3 protein-coding genes are annotated in these 5,459 nt (G+C 36.1%); 1 reads left to right on the top strand and 2 read right to left on the bottom strand.

Going from position 1 to position 5,459, the window contains the following annotated elements; genetic code table 11:
• Positions 1-113 precede the first annotated feature (113 nt).
• Positions 114-527, top strand: coding sequence for a TOBE domain-containing protein (locus tag ACW2QF_RS17225; RefSeq protein WP_455717250.1), 414 nt, complete (start codon positions 114-116; stop codon positions 525-527).
• A 169-nt stretch (positions 528-696) separates the two neighbouring features.
• Here ACW2QF_RS17225 and ACW2QF_RS17220 read toward each other — a convergent pair whose 3' ends face one another.
• Complete coding sequence (locus ACW2QF_RS17220) at positions 697-2,433, bottom strand: ammonium transporter (RefSeq protein WP_455717249.1); 1,737 nt, start codon at positions 2,431-2,433, stop codon at positions 697-699.
• Positions 2,434-2,678: 245 nt separating this feature from the next.
• The coding region (locus ACW2QF_RS17215; RefSeq protein WP_455717248.1) for a DUF5704 domain-containing protein at positions 2,679-5,459 on the bottom strand (2,781 nt) is incomplete at its 5' end.

Raw genomic sequence — 5,459 nt, 5'->3', positions numbered from 1 at the left:
TTCTTTTGTACCTATAGGTATTTAATTATGAAATGTCTTAAATATACCAATTCGACTTTTATACGTTTTTACAGTAAAGTATCTTACATAACAAATACAAAAGGAGGAGTCTCATGAAGATAAGTGCAAGAAATCAAATTAAAGGTACTATAGAATCAATAACGAAAGGTTCCGTTAATGCAATGGTAACCTTGAAAACAGATACAATTAAAATCACGGGTACAATATCTATAAACGCAGTTGATGAATTAGAATTAAAAGAAGGTGTAGAAGCAATCGCCATCATTAAAGCAACAGATGTAATGATTGGACTGGGGGATTTAAAGATTAGTGCCAGAAATCAGATAAAAGGTACAATCACAGAGATCGTTGAAGGTGCTGTAAACTCTATCGTAAAGCTCTCGGTCGATAACAATATAACCATCAGCTCTACAATCTCTAAATCAGCTATAGAAGAATTAGATTTAAGGGTAGGTACAAAAGCATCAGCAATTATTAAGGCTACATCAGTAATGTTTGGGGTTTAATCCAATCAAAAGAGGCTGTTGTAAAATTAAGTAGTCGCACCATGTTATTAAAACTAAATATTTTCACACACAACAAAAAAACAACTTTTCTGCGCTGAATGCCATATGTGAATATATAAATATGTTCACATATGGCACACAGCTACGAAAAGTTGTTTTTTAGTTTTATCTATTCTTCATCTTGCAATGCATCGTAACCGTGTTCATTGGTACGAATCTTAATTACGTCTTCTACATCATAGATGAAAATCTTACCGTCACCGACATTTCCTGTATTAAGTACCTTTTGCACTGCTTCCACAAGTGTATCTGTTGGGATTTTACAAATAACAACATCAATCTTAATCTTAGGAAGTAGTCTAGTGTTCACAGGAGCACCACGGAAATATGTTTGGTGACCTTTTTGCATACCATGACCAAAAACATTCGTAACTGTAAGTCCTGTGATACCAAGTTGTTCAAGTACATCTTGTAGTTCTGTAAATTTGGTCTGATTTGTTATAATAGTAACCTTTGTCATCTTAGCACCAGGATGTTCCTTATGCACAACAGGGACCGCAACATCTGCAGGTACACCTTTCGAACCTGCTGTAGTGCCAATCTCGAAAGCTTCCGTACTGTTTGTTACTTCTGTTTCCATAGCAACTGGAGCGAAGTCTGGATAAGCTGCATTTCCGTGCTCACCAATATCAAGACCTGCAATTTCCTCCTCGCGAGATACACGAATACCGATAGTCTTCTTAATTACAACCCAAACTAGTAGTGAGGAAAGAAATACAAATGCACCAACAGCAACAATTCCGAGAAGTTCAACACCTAATAACTTAAATCCGCCGCCATAGAATAATCCGTTTTTAGTTGATAGACTTGTAACACCTTCTTGTGCGAATAAACCTACGCAAATCGTACCGAAAACACCACAACCTAAATGAACAGAAGTTGCTCCAACTGGATCATCAACTTTAATACGATCAAAGAATACTACTGCATAAACAACAAATACACCAGCAATTGCTCCGATTAATAATGAAACAGGAATGCTTACATAAGCACAACTACCAGTAATTCCTACTAAACCAGCAAGACATCCATTAATAGTCATGCCTAAGTCTGGTTTTCCTAAGTAAATCCATGCTGTTACTGTAGAAGTTAATACTGCTGCGATTGCTGCTGTATTAGTAGTCATAAGTATGTGCATAACATCTGAAGGATTTTGGAAGCTCATTGTAGAACCAGGATTAAATCCGAACCAACCAAGCCAAAGAACGAATAAACCAATTACTGCAAGGGACATATTGTGACCAGGAATTGCTTTTGGTTTGCCGTCCTTACCGTACTTTCCAATACGAGGCCCAAGAACCAATGCGCCAGCAAGTGCTGCCCAACCACCAACGGAGTGAACAACTGTATCACCTGCAAAGTCTAAAAATCCTAGATCAGCAAGCCAACCGCCTCCCCATACCCAGTGTCCTACGATTGGGTATATAACAATTGTAAGCACAAAAGAGAAGATAATAAATGAAACATATTTTACACGCTCGGCAACCGCACCGGAAACGATGGTTGCCGCAGTGCCACAGAAATCTAATTGAAAGAAAAATTTTCCCCAAAAAGGAACATTAGATGTAAGGGTGTCATTATAGAACGAAAGATCAGAGCTTCCTAACACAAAGATATTCTGTGTTCCTATGAACGGATTGTCACCACCAAACATGAGCCCCCAGCCAAGTAGTAAAAATCCAAGGGATGAAACTGCAAACACGATAAAGTTTTTTGACAAGATATTAACGGTATTCTTTGATCTCGCAAAACCGGATTCAACCGCCGCAAAACCAAGGTTCATAAAGAAAACTAAAATTGCTGCAAGAAATACCCACATAGTGTCAATAATCATTGTAGTACTCATATAAACACACCTCCGAATTATTATTAAAAAAACAGGGCAAAGACATTCCTACTAAGAACGTCTCTGCCCTGTTTATTATTGACTTCATATTATCAAATCAAATATTTAATGTCAATAACTCATTAATCCTATATAATAATCTTAACAAAATCTTTACATCTACAATTATTAATAAAATACAATAACGCATCCAGATAAGCCAAGTAGCAACAAATTGTGACACTATTATATACAATAGTATCACGTTAGTGGGTACCACCTGATATATAATCTCGTGCAGCTGACTTATCTGTATAATACATCACATAGTCTCCATACTTAAATTCAAATGTATTCCCGTAGGAATCTTTCTTTACTAGTTGTGGGCCTTCCATCTTCCACATATTACAATAGCCTTTCAATGCATTATCTTTATTGATATAGCTTAAATATCCCTCTTCCTCTTCTTCTCCTTCTCGATACGTAACAATATCAAAATTCACAATTATGTATCCATGCTTAAGCCATATATCTTCTGTAAAATCAAGACTACCATGATCTTGTATATATTTATTAAGATCATAGTTCTTAGAAAGAACATGTACATCACTCGGTAAATAATACTCTCCGTACCAATTCTGCACTGACTGCGTTACTGCTTTTGAATCAACGGTACTAGGTATGGACCCTGTTGGCGTATACTTACCAGTTCCTACGTAAGTTCTAAAATTGGTTGATAACTTTATCTTTCCAAAGTAAAACATATTTGCAGTTTGTGCTTTTATACTTTCCATAGATACATTCTTCACACGGGCAGTTGCTTCTAATTCAGCTTCTGGTACTTGCCAATAGACGCTTCCTAAGGTGAACTTTTTGGGGTTAAACTTGTCCTTATCACTTCCTACCTTTATTAAGTAATTACGTTTTTTCTCAAATGTTTCGGTGTAATAGAGATCTACCTCTTGACGATTTTGCCCTTTTGCATCCACATAATAGAATCTAGGTACAATCCGTATATAATCCTTATCCCCATACATATTTCCTATGGTTGTAAATTTAAATCTTGTACTATATCCTAATTTGACAGCCCCTACGTTTTCATATGTCGGATGGCTACCATTTACCAAAGGGAATGTATACTTCGCTAATCTACCATTTGCTAAACCATTTTGGTTGTTGACTCCTACTGTGTAGTTCGTACCTGTTAGGGTTAGGGAATCCTTGTTCCGGAATACTGTCTGCCATGTTGGGTAGTCGGTGATGTCGTATATGGTTAAACCGTATAATCGACCACTTACATCAACATCTATCGTATCTACCGCTACATAATTACTGATTGAATAATTGGCATACATCTCGCTATTATCACTATTTGCACTATTAATAGCAGGTACTCTGAACTCAATGGTGTATTTTCCCTCATTTACCCAAGTCGGTAGGTAATAAGTCGTATCATCTGAGTTAATTGTAATCCATGTATCTGCTGCTACATACTTGTTTTGAGTGTAGACATCAAACGGAAACTTTACTTCTCTCGTCTCTATGTACTTTGAATAGTCTCTGTATCCATAACCTAAGTAGTCATTATGTTGCCCTGTGATTGGTAATTGAATTTGAAAGGACTTATCAAGTATTAGTGATGCCCTAGTTGTATCTGGATTGACTTTTTGATTATATGACTTTAAATCCGATATCTTAGCATCACATATTGTTGGGGTGTGTACCGTAACAGAATTGATGTCTGCTATATCATAGATTAGCTCCTTTACATCATTTGCTTTCCCTATGTGTATTGCACTTGTATATTTAACGGTACCCTCTGAGTCATAAATGTCGTTCGGCTCATTAAATGGTATGGTGAGTCCATGTTTATATAACGTATCTTGTCCAATTGTTTTCCCTTTATCAAGACTGTCAGGTGTCTTTCCCTCCTTCTCAATCTCCTTACCATCCATGATTATCTTTTCGTTATATATTAATTTATCATTCTTGACAATTAGTTCCCCTACTTCGCTATTAACATACACGGACAAATCTTCTTCGGGTACCGATGGTTTAGACGTTGTTCCAATAATTTCTGCTGCTGGTAGTACGTATTTATCTTTTAGATTCTTAGGTAAGAATACATGTTTATCCAGTTCTTTATCCACCTGATATATAATATCTGGTAACTTTACATCTTGGGCATGAATAGTTATGATATTCTCCGGTAACGCCTCATTTTTGACTTCTGCGCTTGTTAACGAGAATACATTTAATCTATCTATTATCCAATATCCATATGCTCTTTCCAAATAGACTGTCTCCAACTTTGTTGTTGTATCTGATTGGGGTTCATATGTAACCTTGTCTTTTCCCGTTATCGGATCTTTAACTTGTATCTCTTTGTCCCACTTGAGTGTATAAGTTTTCTCTACATTTACTGGCACTTTCTTAATACCAACTTTCTTTATAAATCGATAACTAATAAGATAATCCGTTGCGAATACATTGACATAGAGCTTTTCCGAAGATGGGATTCCATCTTCTACATTAAATTGTTCATTTCCTCTTTCATCTGCCTTGACAACTGCAACTGGTTCTGGTTCTTCAAATTCAACTTCTTTCGCCTCAGCAGGGATTTCCTCGATTTCATCTGATTCAATTCTATACATTGCTACAAATTTTACTCCGCCGCTTTTGACTGTTGCTTGCTTCTCTCTAACTTCTGATAAATTACTACCTTGCTTGTCTAGTTTTATATCTTCTTTTTTTACATTAGGTTTTGATAAATTTACGTAATAACTACGGTATAATTCATAAGTGTAACCATTTTTTTGATAAGTTTTAGGAAATGTATCTGCCTTTACCTTTGTACCTATCTTTTTTTCTTCCATATTCTTTGTATAAAGTAATTCGTTATATTGGGTTCGATACTCTACGCTTACTGGCTCTACTCCTGGGTGATACGCTACTTTAATATTAAAGTACTGCCAAAAGGTGCTAGGGTCTCTCCATGGTTCAGCGTTATAAATACCTTTTAAGTACTTTCCTTTTCTATCATAACC

The sequence above is a fragment of the Anaerosporobacter sp. genome (assembly GCF_965301125.1).
The sequence above is the reverse complement of the archived record's forward strand: the minus strand, read 5'-3'. Positions and strand labels throughout refer to the sequence as shown.